This window comes from Treponema sp. B152, from assembly GCF_024181665.1.
GTDB lineage: Bacteria > Spirochaetota > Spirochaetia > Treponematales > Treponemataceae > Treponema_B > Treponema_B denticola.
The window spans coordinates 421,424-437,882 of sequence record NZ_CP058668.1 but is presented as its reverse complement, the minus strand read 5'-3'; the positions used below and the strand labels follow the sequence as shown (position 1 = coordinate 437,882).

Sequence of the window (16,459 nt, the reverse complement as noted above, 5' to 3'; positions counted from 1 at the left end):
TATGCCTTTAACGGTCGTCGGGGCAGGACCCGGAAATATAGAACTTTTAACCCAAGAGGCTGTATGCGCAATCAAAGATGCCGACATAGTTGCAGGCTTTGAGCGTATAGCTTCCGATGTCAGGCCGATAAGGAATGACGTAAAAACTCTAAAGGGAATTTCAGAAATTCTTGATCTACCTATAGAGACAAAAAAAGTTTTAGTCCTTGCCTCAGGCGACCCCTGTTTTTTCGGAATTACCGAATTCATCAAAAATAAAAACATAAAAATAGAAAAAGTAATAACCGGCATATCTTCAATGCAATATTTTATGGCCAAAATTCAAAAACAGTGGCAGACCCTGCCCTTTTATTCCTTTCACGGAAGAGAAACAGACTTTACGGAAATGCACAGCAAGGATAGCTTTTTTATTCTTACCGATAAGACAAACAATCCCGACATAATTTCGGCAAGACTAAAAGAAGAAGGCTTTAAAGGAAGACTTTTTGTAGGCTATAATCTTTCATATCCGGATGAATCGATTGAAGAATATACCATAGGCGATAAAATTATAGTAAAATCTTTTTTAAATACGGTATTGGTTCAAAATGAAAAATATTAAAGATTCCGAATTTATCAGAGGCGAAGTGCCGATGACCAAATTCAACATACGAAGCCTATCTATCGCTCATCTTCAAATAGAAAAAGGAGATAAGCTTTTGGATATAGGCGGAGGCACGGGTTCCGTTTCGGTTGAGGCAGCCTTGCAGGGAGCAGATGTTTTAACAGTTGAATTCGATAAAACGGCTTATGCACTCATAAAAGAAAACGCAAAAAAATTCGGAGTTAAAATAAATCTTATTTTAGGGAAAGCACCCGAAGCTCTTTTTTCCAGCGAATATAAGGACTTACAGTTCGATAAGTGTTTTATAGGCGGAAGCGGCGGCGAATTAAAAAATATTTTTGATTATCTGGAAAGCCATTTAAAAAAAGGCGGGATAATTTGCGCTAATTTTATTCTTATAAAAAATTTAAACGAATTTTTAGAACTTCTCGAAAAACACGGATATACCGAAATTGAGGCCGATCTTATTCAAACAGCATCAATGGGAAGGGCCGGTCTTTTTAAGGGAGAAAATCCCATCTACATTGTAAGAGCTTGTAAAAGCTAAACTTTCAAAAACCAAATCGGAATTAAAAAATCCTCTCGCGTAAAAACACACAAAAGCTCGCAATAAAGAAAACTATTGGCGCATTTTCAAAAATTATGGAAAGCAAAGGAAGACTTCCGATAGTAAAAAATTTGGTATTTATAAAACCGAAATATGTAAGCGTATCGGTTAAAATCGAAATATACATCAAAAACATACCAAGCACAAAAAGAATCATAGAAAGCCTCTTGGTTTTGCTCCATACCATAATTGCGAAAAAAACGGCAACCGCTCCTAAAAACAATTTTGTAAATAATAAAATAGGATAACCTTCCGATAAAAATTTAACTAAATCATTCATTATTTAATCCTTACGTTTTGTGTTTGAGTTTTAAGAAAATTCTCAAGCTCGGTGTATACCCTTATTTTCGGCAATATCGAAGGAATAGTAAAATCAGGAGACAAAAGAATATGAGAGTCTAAGGCAGCCTTAAAAAAGCACTCATATTTTTCTTTACTTAATTTTGGGAAAAGATAGGGACCTTCCATATTCCAAAAATGGGAGCATAGCTCCGCAACCCTTTTATAAGATTTTATGTTTTTTGCAAGCTGCTGTTTTTTATTTTTCCCTCGGGCCGAATTTATCAATTCTTCATCAGAAAGCCTATTCTCGAGTTCCCACAGGTTAATGATTCTTATCAGGTCAAAAAAAGCCTTAGCTAAAACTTCTTTTTCGGCAGCAGAAACTGCACATGATAAAATAGGAAGATCATCTTTAGAAACCGCAATTTTTATTGAAGTGCAAAACGGGGGATTTACAAAAAAGACTTTTTTTTTCTTTAAATTTTCAGATGAGGGCAAAAAAGGCTTCCAAGTATTTTCCATAATACAAGAGTCAAGATCGGTTTTATTATCTTCCGTTTCTAAAAACGAAGAAACCTTGCTCCATTCCGAAAGAAGGTAAAAATGAGGATGTTCCGGAAAAAGGGAATTTAAGGCTTTTTTAAGCCGGTAATCGCCTGAAGAAGGCAGGAAGGCATTTAAGCCCTTATCTATACTTTGTTTAAAAACCAATGGAGCCTGATTTTCCCTTCTGCCCAAAATTGACATTCCTCCGTCAAGATACATATCCAAAAGTCTTATATTTTTTTCGGTATAAAGATAAAAGCCTCGTGCTCTTTTTACATTCCCGTATCGGTTTCTTATTTCATCATAAAAATTCATCATGTTCATTTTCGCAAAAAAAAGCCCTTTATACAAGAGCCTATGGCAGAAAAATTATTACAAGGACCTTTTAAAAACTTTCAGTTTTTTGGAGAATCATTACTATTTTCCCTATAAAAAATGACTTTCGGCACTTTTATTTTAAGCAAAATCGATTAAAATTGAGGCATATCAATCAAAAAAACTTTTTGGAGGTGTTTTATGAAAATATTGGAAGTTAAGGATGTATCAAAAAAATACGGAAAAAAACAGGTTCTTTCCGACGTTTCTTTTGATATTGAAGAAGGCGATATCTTCGGTTTAATCGGACCTAACGGAGCCGGAAAATCCACCCTGATAAATATAATAACCGGAATTTTGGATCCGTTAAACGGAGAGGTACTTATAGGCGGGCACAGTATCAAAAAAAAACCTATAGAAGCAAAAAGGCTGATAGGTCTTGTACCTCAAGAACTTGCCTTATCGGAGGATATATCGGCAATCGACAACCTCAATTTTTTTGCAAGCCTATACGGCCTTTCAGGAAAAAAATTAAAAGAGGCTGTAAATGAGGCCTTGGAAGTGGTCGGCTTAACCGAAAAGAAAAAAGAAAAAGTGAAAAAATTTTCAGGCGGAATGAAAAGAAGACTGAACCTTGCTGCAGCCATTATGCATAAACCCCGTCTTTTAATTTTAGATGAGCCCACGGTAGGCATTGACCCTCAGTCAAGGAACAATATCTTTGAATATCTGCGCAAAGTAAATTCACAAGATAAAACTACAATTCTTTATACCTCCCACTATATGGAAGAGGTCGAAGAACTTTGCAAAAATATCTTTGTAATCGATGAAGGAAGAGAGATTGCCTACGGCTCCCTTAATTCCGTAAAAGAAAAGGCCAACGGAACAGTAACCATCGAAATAAAAGCGGACAACATAAATGAAGACCTAATAGAAAAAATCCGTCTTTTGGATGGGGCCTTAAATGTAGAGAAAGAAGCAAATACCTTGAATATCCTTTATGAACGAAGCAAGGTCAATCTTGATGAGCTTATTAAAATTTTGCAAACATCAGGAGCCGTAATCAAGGCCATACAAATAAATGAGCTGAATTTAGGCGAGGTATTTTTACAGCTTACAGGAAAAAAATTACGTGAGTAGGAGAATTATAAATGAAAGCATTTTTAAAAATTACGCTTATAGCGATAAAAGATAACTTTATTACCTTTATTTTAGTCTACCTCTGTCTTCCGATTTTTTTTGTAGGCTATAACGGTTTTTTACAAAAAGATAAATTTAAAGCTGAAACTAATGAAAAGACCATTTCTGTTTTTTTAGATGATGAAGATAAGACTTTCTTATCGGAACAACTAATCAGTACTTTAAATTCAAGCTCTTTAAAAGATTTTATACAAATTGAAGATGAAACAAATGCCAAATATAAAATCAAAATTCCTAAAGGTTACCAAACCGCAGTTGAAGAAAACAAAGAGTTTGATATTTTAATTATCGGTAAAGAGAAGTCTTCTGCATCAATTACTTTTTTATCGAACATAATTAAAAACATAAGCAGTTCCATTAACGGGAATTATAAAATGGCTAAGGCGATTACAGCTTCCGGACAATCTAAAGAACTTATGGATAAGTATCTTAATATTCAAAAAGAAAGCTCAAAACCTATAGGAAAAACTTTTATGCATCCCGCCCTGCATAGTATGTCAAGTTATGAAGCCTATGCAATATCCATAAGCATCTTTTTATTTTTTATGTTTGTTATGGAAATTCTTAATCCCACATATAAGAAAAAAGCTGCTGGTCTTACCCTGCGTATTAACTCGATGCCTAAAAAGGCTGCTTATATCTTTAATGCCCAAATAATAAGTCTGGCCTTAAAAGTATTTGTTGCTATAACAATTTATCTTTTGATCTTTAGATTGTTAAGAGTTTCTTTTATGGGTAACCCCATTCTTCTTCTTATATACGCTGCAAGTTTTTCCCTTGTAACCGGATGCATTGCATGTTCATTAGTAAGTATTAACAAACAAGAACTTGTATATACAATAGTTATAATCATATTTTTTGTATTCGGAGTTTTGGGAACGGTTCTCTTTTCAATTCCAAATGAAAACAAAATTGCAAAACTATTTTTAAAATGTAACGTTTCACAAATTATAACAAACCCTCTTAGGAATATTGTTGTAGAAAATTCTTTTGGAGGAATGATAGGCAGTTTGCTCATAATGCTCACTTTTGGTGCAGTATTTTATACTCTGGGTTTACTGATGGCAAGTTTTAAAAAAACAAAAATTTAAGGAGTATGATATGAAGGAATTCGTAGGTTTATGTTTAGCACAGCTAAAAAGAATATTAAAAAATATAACAAATGCCAGTATGTTGATTATTTTCCCTTTTGCGATGATAATTCTTATTTTTGTAATAAGATTTGTTCTTGATCCGAAAGATACCGATGATTTGGAAACTAAAAAGACCGATTATACCGTTCAAATGGGTGAGGTAAACTATTTTGTCGATGATACGGGAGATTTATGGAAAAACTTTTTTGCCGGTTCCGAATCTACAGTTCATCCTGAAAATAGAGAAGAGGAATTAGCAAAGGTTAAGGAAAAACTTGCAACCGGAAAAATACCCGGTCTTATAATTATACCCAAAGATTTTTCCGAAAAAATTTCAAAAAATGAAAAACCGGAACTTGAAATTTTAAAAACGGAAGAAAGCATTATTCTTGATAATAGAATTCAAGCACTCAATTTAAGTATCAATGCTTATCTTATGGATAATTTTATTAAAAGTTCAAGCCTAGCCGAAAATGGAGAAAACCTTTTAAACAACAATATAAATATTGTATTTAAAACACCGAACAATAAAAATATTATAAGTTTAGGCTTAAAGATAATGACCTTAGTTGTACTGTATATGATTATTTTCGGCTCAACAGCGATTGTAACCGACTTAATAAAATTTAGGGAAACAAAGATGTTGGCACGTGCAATAATAAGCCCAAACTCCGAATTTAAAATAGTGGGAAGCTTTTTATTAGCCTTTGTCTTTATTCAAGTGGTAGTAAATATGATAGTCTTTATTTCTGCAACAATAATATTTAAATTAGAAATTACGGGACTTCCATTGATATTCTTAGCTGTGGTTTCAACAAGTTTTTTTGCTCTATCCATAGCTATTTTAATAGCGAGAATTTTTAAAAAAGAATCTCAACTGGCTCTTGCTTCGAATATAACAAGCCTTCTTACAATAGTTTTATTTTTCCTTGCTATTATTTCTGTAATGCCCTTTGTTTCAATTCCGCCTGTGTTTAAAAACATTTCTATGTTTTCACCCCTATATTGGCTGTTGGAAATGCTGGATAAAGAAAAACTTTTTCCAAACATATTGATAGTCTGGGCGATGACTGCCGCTATTTTTACGGCCGGAAGCTGGAAAATAAAAGAGTTTAACAACGAAATAAATTAAAATCAATTTAAAGGAGGCAGCTTCTGCCTCCTTTTTTTTGGGGTAAAAACCTTGCAAAAACTTAATTATTATAATATAATCGGCTTTATGAAAAATAAGTTTTTTATTTTTATTCATTATTTTTTAATAGCATCAAGTCTCATTCAAATAAGCGTAAACGGAAGTAAGATTACAGGAATTCAGTTTTTATTATATCTTTGTTTTATTATACTGTTTAATCTTAGGCTATTTTATATAAATAGTAAAACTCTTTTTTTTATTCTTTGTTTAGCCGATTGGGCTCTTTGTTTTTTTCTACATATTACAGGCCTTACAATTCCCTTCCTCTTATTTTTAATTCCCTTGATAGACGGTTTTTATTATAATTCAAAGCCGTATACCTACATATTGGGAATAATAGGACTTGCAGTCTGTATATTTTCACTAAAAAATTTTGATATGGGAATAATCATAAACTATACGGCTCTTTTTATTTTAAGCGGAGGAGTTTTAGAATATTTTAAACTAAATCAAAATAAAATTATTTCTTCCCAAAACAAAATAGAAGAATTAAATATTCAAAGAGAAGAGCTTTTAAATTCCATTCATGATTTGGAAATATACAATGAGTCGATAGAAGACCTTATGACCTTAAAAGAAAGAAACCGCATCTCCAGAGAAATACATGACAGCGTAGGACACGGACTTTCTACAATGATTATTCAGCTAAATGCACTCTATGCTGCTGCAAAGAACAACAACAATGATTTACCTCAAAAAATCTTAGATTTAAATGCCTTTGCTAAAAAGAATTTAGAAGAAGTAAGGTTTGCTTTGAGAGAATTAAAACCGGTAGATTATAATAAGTATGAAATAATAATCCTAGTCCACAATCTGATAGGGGAATTTAAAAAAATGACAAATATCAATGTACAGTTTACTTTTTCAAAGGATATTTGGAGTTTAAACGAAAAACAAAGCCATGCAGTATATAAGACTGTTCAGGAATTTCTATCCAATTCTGCAAAGTACAGCAATGCTTCAAAAATTACGATTCACTTTTCTTATACCGAAACCTCTCTCATAGTTACTATGAAAGACAATGGAGACGGCTGTACCGACATCAAAAAAGGAATCGGCTTAAAAGCTATCGAAGAAAGAGTAAAGGAAACGGACGGAACGGTTTATTATGAAAGTCTTCCTGCCGTAAAAGGCTTTTTTATGCGTTTGGCATTTTTTCAAAATAAGGCTCTTTAAAATCCCTCACTCAGTTTCTTTACCCTCTTACCATTTTCCTTTTTTTTGATATAATTATCTTATGATAACACTTATAACCGGCGGATCGAGGAGCGGAAAATCGGCCTATGCCGAAAAACTTTTAGACGGAATAGATGATGTTGTCTATATAGCGACCGCCGAAATTTATGATGATGAAATGCAGGAAAGAGTAAAAAAGCATATTAAAAGACGCAACCCAAAGTGGCGTACCTATGAAGGCTTTTTAAACTTAGAAAAGGCCGTCAACGGAGAAAAACACTATTTACTTGACTGCGTAACAAATTTAATTTCTCGAATTCTTTTTCAAATAACAGGAGAAAAAGAAAAGCCCTGTGAAGAAGATATTCAAAAAACAATCGATGTTTCATTAACTCAAATCAAAAATCTTATTTTAGAAATAAAAAAAATAAACGGCTCTTTAATTCTTGTAACCAACGAGGTTGGGTCTTCTATTGTACCGATGCATCCCGTATCAAGAGCTTTTTCGGATATTCAAGGAATAGTAAATGCAAAAATCGCCGAGCTTGCAGATGAGGTTGTTCTCTGCGTTTGCGGCCTACCTATAAAAATCAAAGACGGAGCATCAATATGAAAGGTTTTATTTTAGCCTTGCAGTTTTTTACCCGCATCCCCATCAACATAAACATAGACTTTAACGAAAAAAACATTAAAAGAGCTTTTTATTTTTTACCTCTTATAGGAGGACTTATTGCAGGGCTTGTTCTTATCCCCATCTATTTTCTTCCGCAAAAATATATTGAAATATCCGGATTTATAAGTTTGCTCCTCTATTTATTTTTAACAGGCAGCATTCACCTTGATGGAGTCGGAGACACTATAGACGGTTTTTTTTCTGCAAGAAAAAAAGAAAAAATATTGGAAATTATGCAGGATCCGAGAATAGGAACATACGGAACAATAGGGCTTAATGTTTTTTTGCTTCTCAGATACATAAACTATTCTACCATAATACCTGATGCAGGCCTGCTCATACTAGCCGGAATAATTTCGAGGCTTTCAGGTTTGGCAGTTGTAGTTTTTTCAAAACCGGCAAAGGATACGGGCCTTGGCCTACTCTTCCATAAGTCGGCATCAAAGTTTAGTTTTTTCTTTTGGCTGATCCTCGTATGTTTTCTTTCCCTTTTTACGCCTGAGATAGCTGTTTTTTCAAAAATACAAGGAACTTTTATTTTAGCAGAACGCTTAAAATATTTACTCCTTCCTTTAACCGCATTTATTCTAACATTTATCATAATAAGAATTTCATATAAAAAAATAGGCGGCACCACAGGAGATGTCAACGGCCTCATTGTAGAATTAACGGAACTGGCAGTTTTAAGCACAAGTTTTTTTATAAACGTCCATTTATAAAAATCCAAGGATAAAATATGAAAATAGTTTTAATAAGACACGGAATCACTGTAACAAACAAAAAAAGAATTTTTAGTTTTGATGACAGTCCCTTGGCAGAAGAAGCCTATCCCATGCTTGACGGTTTAAAACCGAAACTAAAGGATTTTTCTTCTTTTAAAGTTTATTCAAGCCCCTTCAAAAGAGCCTTACAAACAGCCGAGTACTTAGGCTTAAAAAACATTCAAACCGATAAGAGGCTCCAAGAATATAACTTCGGTATTTTTAAGGGCTTAACCTTTGAAGAAGCTCAAACAAAATATCCTATTGAAGCAAAAAACTGGATCGAAAACAATGACAGCTCAGCCCCGCCTGAAGGCGAAACCTCCTTTGAACATTTTAAGAGAACTTCCGACTTTTTAGAAGAAACAGCCTTAAAAGACGAGAATAGCATAATCATAACACACTACGGCACAATAACAATGGCTCTTGCATGGGCCTTGGATAATTTTTCTTTAAGAAATAAATTTGCCCCTAAAAATTCTACAATCAGCATCTTAGAAGTTTTTTTATCGGATGATAAAAATGAAATTACTCATAAAGGCATTGAAGTTTTTAATGGCTTTTAACAATCACATCTGATTGAAAATTTTATAAAATAATGATAGAATGAATTTTAAGGTTAGTTTATAAAGACTATCAGGAGTAGATATGAATATAGCAATCATTTACGGCGGAAAGTCAAGCGAACATGAGGTTTCCCTACAGTCGGCATCATCGATTATAAGGACAATAGATAAAAAACACAAACTTCACCTAATCGGTATTTCCAAAAACGGAGCATGGTATTTACATGGAGATGAAGAAAGAGAGAGAATTATAAAAAACGAAAAGGCCGTTTTAAAAATAAAAAAAGATGAGGAAAAGAGAGTAACCGTAATTCCCGGAGGCGGCACAAAAAAAGGTTTAAAGGCAGGAGACGAGTTTTTACCGACTGATGCAGTCTTTGCCGTTTTACACGGAAGATTCGGAGAAGACGGCACAATTCAAGGTCTCTTTGAAATGGCAGACCTCCCCTATGTAGGAGGCGATGTAATGTCCACAAGCATATCCATGGATAAGGAAAAAACCAAGATGATTTGGGATTATTCGGGCCTTCCAATTGTACCCTATATAGCAATCAAAAGGCAGGACTGGGATGACCCTGAAAAGAAAAAAGCACTCTTAGCAAGGGCCGAAAAGGACTTGGAATATCCTCTCTTTATAAAACCGTGCAGGGCCGGAAGCTCGGTAGGCGCCGGAATGGTAAAAAACAGAAACGAACTTTTAGAGCAGGCAGAAGAATCTTTTTTATGGGATAATAAAATTTTAATCGAAGCATGTATTGAGGCCAGAGAAGTAGAATGTTCGGTTACGGGAAACACAAAAACTGTTGCCTACATTCCGGGAGAAATAATTCCCACCCATAAATTTTATGACTACGAAGCAAAATACACGGATCCGAACGGAGCCGAATTAAAGATTCCGGCCGATTTAAATGAAACTCAAAGAAAGACAATCAGAGAAACCGCTATCAAGGCCTATGAAGCCTTGGATCTATCAGGCCTTTCCCGCGTGGATTTTTTTATCGACAAAAGAACCGGCAAGATATACTTAAACGAGGTAAACACTATTCCGGGCTTTACCGCGATTTCGATGTTCCCTAAAATGTGCGGAGCTTCGGGTCTTCCATATAACGAGCTTATAATGCACTTAATAGAGCTTGCAATAGATAGATTTAAGACAGACAGAAAACTCAAAACCTGCCGTCAATCTTAACTAGAATGATGATAAAAAAGAAAAAAGAAATATTTTTTTTAAACATAATTTTTATTTTTCTACTCATTCTATTTATTTTTATGCCGGTAATTTTACCCAAAAATTATTTCATGGCTATTGGTTTTAATATAAGTTTTTATATAATCTTTCAAATAATAAGTTTTGCCTTATATTCTTTTTATTATAAAGAGGATAAGGCAAATATAAAAAGCCTTATAGCCGGTGTAAAAGAAAATTTTATAGAAGCTTTAATTATATCTGTAATAAAATTATCGATTATATCGGCATTGATTTTTTTATTAAGATATTTTTTAAAACTAAAAACCATTACGGGATATTTTTTTTCAGTATTCATTCTTTTTATTTTTTTTATTTTTGAGCTTTCTCTTTTTTGGTATCCTGCAATAATCGGTCTTCAAAAAAAGAAGAAAGGAATAATCTGCAACTTAAAAAAATCCTTTTATCTTTTTTTTGAAAATTCTTTTTTTACATATAAAATTTTATTCTTCAGTACCTTAAAATTACTTATTTCATTCCCCACCCTATTTATATTTCCGGGAATTGCGGGAATTATATTTTACATAGCAGAAAATTATAAACTGATAAATTATAAACCAACAATGGAGAAAAATAAATGAAAAGAAGTTCAGGTATTATTTTACATCCCACCTCGTTACCTAATGATGAAGGCATAGGGACAATCGGTAAAGAGGCTTTTGCCTTTATCGATTGGTTAAAAAAAACAAGAACGGGAGTTTGGCAGATGCTTCCGATTGGCCCCACCGGTTATGGAGACTCACCCTACGCTTCTTTTTCGGCCTTTGCAGGAAACCCTTATCTTATAAGTCTTCAAGATCTTTATGAAAAAGGCTTTTTAGAAAAAAAAGATTTTACCGAATACAAAAAAATCGTACAAGAAAATACTGATCCTAAAAGAGCGGATTTCGGTTTAATCCATTACCATAAAACAAAAATGTTAAAAAAAGCGGCAGCATCTTTATTGCACAAAATGGAAAGAGACTCATCTTCAAAAGAAGAACTTGAAAATTTCTACCAAGAAGAAAGTTTTTGGCTGGACGGATATGCAGCCTTTATGACAATTAAAGAAGACTATGAAGAAAGACTAGATAAAGAAAATTTAGTGCAAGGAATCTGGAATGAAGTTTGGCCCAAGGAGCTTGCCTTAAATAAAAAAGATAAGATAAAAGAATTTCTAGGCAAACACTCCGAAGAATATGAAACCCAAAAGATTATACAGTTTTTCTTTTTTTCGCAATGGAAAAAATTAAAAGAATACGCTGAAAAAAACGGTATACAACTTATAGGAGATATTCCGATATTTGCGGCAATGGATTCAGCCGATGTTTGGCAAAATCAAAGCTTATTTTTACTGGACAAAGAAGCTACACCTAAAGCCGTCGCCGGTGTACCTCCCGACTTTTTTAGCCCTACGGGACAGCTTTGGGGCAACCCTCTTTATGACTGGGCTAAGATGAAAAAGGACAGCTACCTATGGTGGAAGGCCCGCATAAGACATACCCTAAAACTATTCGACATAATACGCCTCGACCATTTTAGAGGCTTTGAAGCCTTTTGGGCTATCCCCCAAGGTGCAAAAACTGCTCAAGAAGGAAAATGGGTGAAAGGCCCTGACCATCATTTTTTTGAAGAAATACAAAAGGATCTGATTTCATTGGATGAAAAATACAGGGGCGAGCTTCCTATACTAACTGAAGACTTGGGAGTTATAACCCCTGAAGTTGCCCGCCTACGAGATGATTTTAATTTCCCGACGATGAAGATATTGCAATTTGCCTTTGACTTAAACGAATTAAAATCGGAAAATCTGACTAATCCTTATCTGCCTCATAACCACAAAAAAAACTGTGCCGTATATACCGGTTCCCACGATAACGACACAATCATGGGTTGGCTTGAAGGTTCTTCCGATGAGATGCTGAAATTTATTTATACCTATCTTTACGGAAAAAAAGAAGATAAAAGAATTTGCTCCATTTTAAACACTTATGAATTTAAAAAAGAATTAGCCTCCGAAATAATCCGAAAAGCGTTTTCTTCCGTGGCGGATTTTGCAGCCGTACAGATGCAGGACCTTTTGTTTTTAAATTCTGAAGCAAGAATGAATGCACCTTCAACAGTCGGAAAAAACTGGCAATGGAGAGTAACCGGGTCTTATGAAAACTGCGAGATGACCGAAAAATTGAAACTTTGGAATATCTTGTACAATAGGGTTTAAAAAATTACCCCCTGTACAATAGTTTAAATTTTTTGTATATTAGTTTTGTGAACGAAAAAATTTTAGGAGCTTACATGAACTTTATAAATGAAACTAACGAAGAGAAAAAAAATAAAACAAATGATGACGATGCTTTGATGCAAAAATTTCTTAATACACGCCAGATTATTTTGGCCGGAGAAATCAACAAAGAGCTTTCCGAAAAAATAGTACGCCAACTTTTACTCATGGAGTCCTTGTCGGCAACAAAGCCTATTTATATTTATATAGATTCCCCCGGGGGAGATGCCGATGCCGGTTTTGCAATCTTCGATATGATAAGATTTATCAAGGCACCCGTCTACACAATAGGTATGGGCCTTGTTGCCAGCGCAGCATCCATCATACTCCTTGCTGCAAGCAAGGAACGCCGTTTCGGTATGCCTAACAGCCACTACCTTATACATCAGCCATTGTCCGGTATAAAGGGAGTTGCAACCGAAATAGAAATACACGCCAAAGAGCTTGAAAAGATGAGGGTAAAAATAAATAAACTCATTGCAGAAGAAACAGGCACAGATGAAAAAAAGGTTGCAAAGGATACGGACAGGGATTGCTGGCTCAATGCTGAAGAATCCGTAGAATACGGTCTTATTTCAAAAATAGCTAAAAACCGAAAAGATATTCCCGAAAAATAAAAAAAGCATAAAGCCCAAACATAAAAATCTCGGATGCATACATCAACTGTATGCATCTTTTTATATCTTCATCTTCAATTTCAAAAACCTCGTCCCCTATAAAGGGCTTTTCGACAAGCTCTCCATCGTAATAGTTCGGGCCTCCCAGTTTTAAACCTAAAAGACCGGCAGCAGCGCTTTCAGGATGAGCGGAATTGGGACTTGAATGTTTTCTGCAATCCCGCCGCCAAATCTTAAAACCTCTTTTTATTGCAGCTAGTTCCGTCATTATTTTGTTTGAAATTCTTTTTTGTGAACCGTTTTGTGAGGGCCTTCGCAGTTTACAAAAAAAAGAACCTGCAAGAATAAGCAAGGCCGAAAGGCGGGCCGGAATATAGTTTACAATATCGTCAACCTTTGCCGGAAAAAATCCCAAGTCGGCATATTTTTCATTTTTATAGCCGAGCATAGAATCCATGGTATTTACAGCCTTATAAGCTATACCGCCAGCAGGCCCCAATAACATCATAAAAAACAATGGCGCTATAACCCCGTCGCTTGTATTCTCGGCTATAGTTTCAACACAAGCACGGCTCACTCCCTTTTCATCCAAAGGCTCGGTATCCCTGCCTACAATATTTGCAATCTGCTTTCTTCCCTCTTCAAGACTCATCTGCAAGGCCGTAAAAACTTTTATAGATTCTTTTTGAAGGCAGCGGGCTGCAAGACATGTATAACTGATCCATACTGAAAAAATAAAGTATAAAATCTTGTAAGGATATAATAATTTTAAAAAGAAAAAGATAAGACAAAAGCTGAAACTAACATTGAAAATGACAATCAAAAAACCTGCAAACTTTAAACCTCTCGGAGAACTAAAACAAGACCGAGCAAGGGCTTCTTCTTTTTTTATAAGGCTCCCGATAAATTTTACGGGATGAGGAAAAGAATAAGGATCCCCTAAAATAAAATCAAGAATGATTGCAGACAATAAAATAAAAAAATTAATATGTGAAAAAACAAAATCGGAAAAGCTTAAAAAATTAAAATTCATTTTGACTATAGATCTTAAGTCTAATATAGAACTAATCTAAAATAAAACCGTCCGGCCTTTAAAGCCAAGACGGTTTTCGCTAAACAAAAAACTTATTTTTCTTCAAGATATGAAGCTTGAACCCAGCCTTTTTTTTGTTTATTTTGTACATAGTACCATTCGGTCTGAGGAGAACTATCGTCATTACCACCGACAATATTAACAAAGACAACCTTTTTTGAAGCATAAAGAAGGGTATCGGCTTTTACGGATGCCAATACTCTTGGTTCACCTTCTGAAGACGGAATACTCAAAAGATCTATATCTTCTTTTGCAGTGAATTTCTTGTCAATTTTTTCGGTTACAAGCTTCTTTAAAAAAGCAGCCTCTGCATCCAGGACTTGAGCAAGATTTTGTAAAATTGCTATATCATCACTATATCTCGAATCCATTTCAATAGCGTTTTGAAACAGCTCGGCCCTGCTTGTTTCACTTTGAGTTTCCATTGCAATTTGTGCAAGAACCATTGCTGCTACATTTTCTTTTTGAAATTCGACAGTATCTCGTTTGGCATACTTTTCTTTTACAATCCACGAAGTTACCAGTTCAGGACAATAAGCTGCAATCTTTACAAATTTCTGGTTAGAGCTGTTTAAACTGTCTTTATAAACGGCAACAATAAAATACTGAGGTATGATTTCATCCGTAACAGCCGTTAAAGAATCCGATTTGTATAAAACCGTATCTGCAGCAGAAATAAATCCTGCAATCGTATTAGGCTCATAACAATAGTCTTGAATCCAATATTCCTTATCTTTTAAAGAAATATGGAAGAATTCCCGCTTTTGGCCGTCAGTTCTCTGAGCTTCCTTTTTCTCGCCAAGATAAATAGCAACATCGCCCAATGAAGCTTCTGCCGTCCATTTCATTTTGCCGTCATTCGTTTCGGTATAAAGTCCTGCACGGTGCACATAGATAACTCCGTCTTCATTTACTTCAGCCATTGATTCTTTAGGAGAATCTTTTCCCATTGAATCCATGGACTCAGGGTTTTCAGATTCGGATTTTGAAGTTACGTCTTCCTTTGTACAAGAAGCAAAAGCAAAGAACGAAACACACAACAGTAAAACAAATTTTCTAACAAAATTTACTTTCATAAACAACTCCTTATTTTTTTATGTTATTTTATATTTAACAATTCAAGTTCAAAAACTAAGTAAGCATTCGGGGGAATAACTCCGCCTGCACCTGCTTCACCGTAAGCAAGATGAGGAGGAATAATGATAATTCGTTTTTCACCCAAAGTCATTTTTGCCGATTGGGAATCAAAGCCCGGAATAACACGGCCAAGTCCCACAGGAAATTCTAAAGGCTTATGCATATCGGAATCATCAAAGACCTTTCCGTTTTCCAAAAGGGAACCCTTATATTTCATAGTTAGGGTTTGCCCTTGCTTAGGCGTATCTCCCTTACCTTGTTTTACAACAAAGGAATATACACCGTCATCATCAAGTTTTGCAGGAGAATATTTCGTTTTAATCAAATCTTCCATTTTTTTTGCAAAAGCTTCAGCTCTGCGTTTTTCGCTTTCCTTAGTTTCGGCAAGGTATTTATAAAAGGCCTCTTGGTCGGTTTTAAAAGCCTTTGCCTCATTTCCTGTTCTTATAATTTTAACGGTTTTAATTTTGTTGCCTTGTTGAATTGAATCTACAACATTTTGACCTTCAACAACTCGTCCGAAAACCGTGTGCTTACCGTCAAGCCAAGGAGTTTCAACATGAGTAATAAAAAACTGTGAACCGTTAGTTCCGGGACCTGCATTAGCCATTGACAAAACACCTGGGCCATTATGCTTTAAATCCTCTACAATCTCATCAGGAAATCTATAACCTGGGCCGCCTGAACCTGTACCGGTAGGATCTCCGCCCTGAATCATAAAGTCGGCTATTACCCTGTGAAAGGTGAGTCCGTCATAAAATGGTTTCCCCTTAGCGGCATCAAGAGTTCCTTCAGCCAATCCTACAAAATTACATACCGTTAAAGGGGTCTCTTTGTAAAAAAGCTTTAGGACAATCAACCCTTTATCGGTATCGATAGCAGCATAGAGCCCATCTTCTTTTAAAGCTTCTATATTCTTTAAATTATTCATATTTTTATCTCCTTTTTCCGAACCGGAATTTGTTATTATAATGGCAGCAGCAGTTCCCGCAACTAAAATCATAAATGCAATTGCAATAATCATAATCCATAATTTTTTCATTTTATCTTT

The 16,459-nt window shown here is 34.8% G+C and carries 18 protein-coding genes; 13 read left to right on the top strand and 5 right to left on the bottom strand.

Annotated features, from left to right (window positions below):
* The first annotated feature begins 1 nt into the window (after position 1).
* Complete coding sequence (cbiE, locus tag HYB91_RS01910) at positions 2 to 601, top strand: precorrin-6y C5,15-methyltransferase (decarboxylating) subunit CbiE (protein ID WP_002675845.1); 600 nt, start codon at positions 2 to 4, stop codon at positions 599 to 601.
* Positions 588 to 1,151 (top strand): precorrin-6Y C5,15-methyltransferase (decarboxylating) subunit CbiT, encoded by a 564-nt coding sequence (gene cbiT, locus HYB91_RS01905; RefSeq protein WP_002675846.1) that lies wholly within the window; start codon positions 588 to 590, stop codon positions 1,149 to 1,151. The genes cbiE and cbiT overlap by 14 nt, the downstream gene beginning before the upstream one ends.
* Before the next feature lie 22 nt (positions 1,152 to 1,173).
* On the opposite strand, the gene HYB91_RS01900 is transcribed toward cbiT, so the two are convergent.
* On the bottom strand, positions 1,174 to 1,491 hold the full coding sequence (locus HYB91_RS01900; RefSeq protein WP_002675847.1) for a hypothetical protein: 318 nt from the start codon (positions 1,489 to 1,491) through the stop codon (positions 1,174 to 1,176).
* Positions 1,491 to 2,363, bottom strand: a complete 873-nt coding sequence (locus tag HYB91_RS01895) for a hypothetical protein (RefSeq protein ID WP_002675848.1) — start codon at positions 2,361 to 2,363, stop codon at positions 1,491 to 1,493. Before HYB91_RS01895 ends, HYB91_RS01900 begins: the two co-directional genes overlap by 1 nt.
* A 192-nt stretch (positions 2,364 to 2,555) precedes the next feature.
* On the opposite strand from HYB91_RS01895, the gene HYB91_RS01890 reads away from it, so the two are divergent.
* The 11 genes from HYB91_RS01890 to HYB91_RS01840 all read left to right on the top strand — a co-directional run bounded on the left by HYB91_RS01890 (position 2,556) and on the right by HYB91_RS01840 (position 13,178).
* On the top strand, positions 2,556 to 3,494 hold the full coding sequence (locus HYB91_RS01890) for an ABC transporter ATP-binding protein (protein WP_002675849.1): 939 nt from the start codon (positions 2,556 to 2,558) through the stop codon (positions 3,492 to 3,494).
* 11 nt (positions 3,495 to 3,505) lie between these two features.
* Positions 3,506 to 4,645 carry an ABC transporter permease gene (locus HYB91_RS01885; RefSeq protein ID WP_002674186.1) on the top strand — a complete coding sequence of 380 codons (1,140 nt, stop codon included), beginning with the start codon at positions 3,506 to 3,508 and terminating at the stop codon, positions 4,643 to 4,645.
* Between the two features lie 10 nt (positions 4,646 to 4,655).
* Positions 4,656 to 5,819, top strand: a complete 1,164-nt coding sequence (locus HYB91_RS01880) for an ABC transporter permease (RefSeq protein WP_002675850.1) — start codon at positions 4,656 to 4,658, stop codon at positions 5,817 to 5,819.
* An 87-nt stretch (positions 5,820 to 5,906) separates the two neighbouring features.
* Positions 5,907 to 7,055 (top strand): sensor histidine kinase, encoded by a 1,149-nt coding sequence (locus tag HYB91_RS01875; protein WP_002675852.1) that lies wholly within the window; start codon positions 5,907 to 5,909, stop codon positions 7,053 to 7,055.
* A 61-nt stretch (positions 7,056 to 7,116) separates the two neighbouring features.
* Positions 7,117 to 7,668: a bifunctional adenosylcobinamide kinase/adenosylcobinamide-phosphate guanylyltransferase gene (gene cobU / locus HYB91_RS01870; protein ID WP_002675853.1), complete on the top strand. Its 552-nt coding sequence runs from the start codon at positions 7,117 to 7,119 to the stop codon at positions 7,666 to 7,668.
* Positions 7,665 to 8,447, top strand: a complete 783-nt coding sequence (gene cobS, locus HYB91_RS01865; RefSeq protein ID WP_002675854.1) for an adenosylcobinamide-GDP ribazoletransferase — start codon at positions 7,665 to 7,667, stop codon at positions 8,445 to 8,447. Before cobU ends, cobS begins: the two co-directional genes overlap by 4 nt.
* A 17-nt stretch (positions 8,448 to 8,464) precedes the next feature.
* Complete coding sequence (locus HYB91_RS01860) at positions 8,465 to 9,055, top strand: histidine phosphatase family protein (protein WP_002675855.1); 591 nt, start codon at positions 8,465 to 8,467, stop codon at positions 9,053 to 9,055.
* 82 nt (positions 9,056 to 9,137) lie between these two features.
* Positions 9,138 to 10,244 carry a D-alanine--D-alanine ligase family protein gene (locus tag HYB91_RS01855; RefSeq protein ID WP_002675856.1) on the top strand — a complete coding sequence of 369 codons (1,107 nt, stop codon included), beginning with the start codon at positions 9,138 to 9,140 and terminating at the stop codon, positions 10,242 to 10,244.
* Between the two features lie 5 nt (positions 10,245 to 10,249).
* Positions 10,250 to 10,882, top strand: a complete 633-nt coding sequence (locus tag HYB91_RS01850) for a hypothetical protein (RefSeq protein ID WP_002675857.1) — start codon at positions 10,250 to 10,252, stop codon at positions 10,880 to 10,882.
* Positions 10,879 to 12,501: a 4-alpha-glucanotransferase gene (malQ, locus tag HYB91_RS01845; protein ID WP_002675858.1), complete on the top strand. Its 1,623-nt coding sequence runs from the start codon at positions 10,879 to 10,881 to the stop codon at positions 12,499 to 12,501. Before HYB91_RS01850 ends, malQ begins: the two co-directional genes overlap by 4 nt.
* A gap of 74 nt (positions 12,502 to 12,575) precedes the next feature.
* On the top strand, positions 12,576 to 13,178 hold the full coding sequence (locus HYB91_RS01840; RefSeq protein WP_002675859.1) for an ATP-dependent Clp protease proteolytic subunit: 603 nt from the start codon (positions 12,576 to 12,578) through the stop codon (positions 13,176 to 13,178).
* Here the strand turns inward: HYB91_RS01840 and cbiB are convergent.
* The 3 genes from cbiB to HYB91_RS01825 form a co-directional block, all read right to left on the bottom strand.
* The gene (cbiB, locus tag HYB91_RS01835) at positions 13,147 to 14,211 is read right to left on the bottom strand and encodes an adenosylcobinamide-phosphate synthase CbiB (protein ID WP_002675861.1); all 1,065 of its coding nucleotides are present in this window, start codon (positions 14,209 to 14,211) and stop codon (positions 13,147 to 13,149) included. The two genes, HYB91_RS01840 and cbiB, sit on opposite strands and share 32 nt — an antisense overlap.
* Positions 14,212 to 14,303: 92 nt before the next feature.
* Positions 14,304 to 15,347: an SH3 domain-containing protein gene (locus HYB91_RS01830; RefSeq protein WP_002675862.1), complete on the bottom strand. Its 1,044-nt coding sequence runs from the start codon at positions 15,345 to 15,347 to the stop codon at positions 14,304 to 14,306.
* Positions 15,348 to 15,370: 23 nt separating this feature from the next.
* A complete protein-coding gene (locus HYB91_RS01825; RefSeq protein WP_002675864.1) occupies positions 15,371 to 16,450 on the bottom strand; it encodes a peptidylprolyl isomerase in 1,080 nt (359 codons plus the stop codon).
* Positions 16,451 to 16,459: the final 9 nt, after the last annotated feature.

Bases quoted from the DNA above. Each gene is read 5' to 3' on its own strand.
- HYB91_RS01895 (WP_002675848.1), bottom strand. From the start codon at position 2,363: ATGAACATGATGAATTTTTATGATGAAATAAGAAACCGATACGGGAAT.
- cobU (WP_002675853.1), top strand. From the start codon at position 7,117: ATGATAACACTTATAACCGGCGGATCGAGGAGCGGAAAATCGGCCTAT.
- HYB91_RS01825 (WP_002675864.1), bottom strand. From the start codon at position 16,450: ATGAAAAAATTATGGATTATGATTATTGCAATTGCATTTATGATTTTA.
- HYB91_RS01885 (WP_002674186.1), top strand. From the start codon at position 3,506: ATGAAAGCATTTTTAAAAATTACGCTTATAGCGATAAAAGATAACTTT.
- cbiT (WP_002675846.1), top strand. From the start codon at position 588: ATGAAAAATATTAAAGATTCCGAATTTATCAGAGGCGAAGTGCCGATG.
- HYB91_RS01855 (WP_002675856.1), top strand. From the start codon at position 9,138: ATGAATATAGCAATCATTTACGGCGGAAAGTCAAGCGAACATGAGGTT.
- HYB91_RS01880 (WP_002675850.1), top strand. From the start codon at position 4,656: ATGAAGGAATTCGTAGGTTTATGTTTAGCACAGCTAAAAAGAATATTA.
- HYB91_RS01860 (WP_002675855.1), top strand. From the start codon at position 8,465: ATGAAAATAGTTTTAATAAGACACGGAATCACTGTAACAAACAAAAAA.
- HYB91_RS01840 (WP_002675859.1), top strand. From the start codon at position 12,576: ATGAACTTTATAAATGAAACTAACGAAGAGAAAAAAAATAAAACAAAT.
- cbiE (WP_002675845.1), top strand. From the start codon at position 2: ATGCCTTTAACGGTCGTCGGGGCAGGACCCGGAAATATAGAACTTTTA.
- cobS (WP_002675854.1), top strand. From the start codon at position 7,665: ATGAAAGGTTTTATTTTAGCCTTGCAGTTTTTTACCCGCATCCCCATC.
- HYB91_RS01890 (WP_002675849.1), top strand. From the start codon at position 2,556: ATGAAAATATTGGAAGTTAAGGATGTATCAAAAAAATACGGAAAAAAA.
- cbiB (WP_002675861.1), bottom strand. From the start codon at position 14,211: ATGAATTTTAATTTTTTAAGCTTTTCCGATTTTGTTTTTTCACATATT.
- malQ (WP_002675858.1), top strand. From the start codon at position 10,879: ATGAAAAGAAGTTCAGGTATTATTTTACATCCCACCTCGTTACCTAAT.
- HYB91_RS01900 (WP_002675847.1), bottom strand. From the start codon at position 1,491: ATGAATGATTTAGTTAAATTTTTATCGGAAGGTTATCCTATTTTATTA.
- HYB91_RS01830 (WP_002675862.1), bottom strand. From the start codon at position 15,347: ATGAAAGTAAATTTTGTTAGAAAATTTGTTTTACTGTTGTGTGTTTCG.
- HYB91_RS01875 (WP_002675852.1), top strand. From the start codon at position 5,907: ATGAAAAATAAGTTTTTTATTTTTATTCATTATTTTTTAATAGCATCA.
- HYB91_RS01850 (WP_002675857.1), top strand. From the start codon at position 10,250: ATGATGATAAAAAAGAAAAAAGAAATATTTTTTTTAAACATAATTTTT.